Origin of the sequence: Dietzia sp. B44 (assembly GCF_014145245.1) — a bacterium.
GTDB classification, from domain to species: Bacteria; Actinomycetota; Actinomycetes; order Mycobacteriales; family Mycobacteriaceae; genus Dietzia; species Dietzia natronolimnaea.
On the sequence record NZ_JAALEF010000523.1, the window covers coordinates 2,492 to 3,307 of the forward strand.

The following is an 816-nucleotide window of genomic DNA, read 5'->3' on the forward strand; positions in this document are numbered from 1 at the left end:
GAACTCCGGTGTCTGCAGTAGCGCGTACTTCTTCTTGGCGTACTCCGACAAGTCCTGATACATGTCGCCCAGAAAACGCGTGTCCAATGCCGGACCGCGCAGGGACCAGACAGTCGCATTCTCGGCATCGGCCTGCCGCCAGAACTCCACCAGACGCTGCGCAGCGTCGTCACTCGGCTCGGCGATGTGGATTCCCGCGTGCTCGCCCACCAAGGGTGCCGCCGCAGGGGAGCGCTCCAGCTGGGAGAACGCATGCCGCAGGTAGCCACGGAAGCTCTGGTCGAGGTTCGCCGAGAAGAAGCGGTCCTGCTCGTCCACCGCCCGCCGACGCCCGTCCGCCTCCGGTCCGCTGATCCAGCGTTGGTGCGCCCCCAGCAGGTCGTTGTCCTCGCAGAATCGCACGAAGACGCTCGTGAGCACCCACCCCACCGCCGCCTGGGTGAGCTGATCCTCCTGCCAATCGGCCCACGTGGCACCGGTGCGCTGGGATTCCCTAAGCGCCGCGTGCGTGGCCTTCCACTCCGCCGTCTTGTCTAGGTCAGCCGCGAGGCGGGCACGCATGTCGTCGACGAGATCCCACACCACCGGCTGCAACGCATCCGTGAGCGTCTGCTGCTCCGCCGACTTCCGCCGCCTACCCGCCACCTGGCACCTGGCCTTTCACCCACACGGGCCCGCGCGATGCGAGTCCCTGCAATATCTTACGAAGCACGTGAGAGCGTCGAGACCCGGATAGTGTTTCCGAGATGAACACCGACGAGGAGCGCCTCCGCGCCGTCGCCGCGATCGACGCTAGCCCCGGTAGTTCACGGGGAT

At 66.7% G+C, this 816-nt stretch carries 1 pseudogene; it reads right to left on the minus strand.

What is annotated here, in order from left to right:
• Positions 1-645: pseudogene (locus G6017_RS16430) on the minus strand (BREX-2 system adenine-specific DNA-methyltransferase PglX); the annotation flags it as partial.
• Positions 646-816 lie beyond the last annotated feature (171 nt).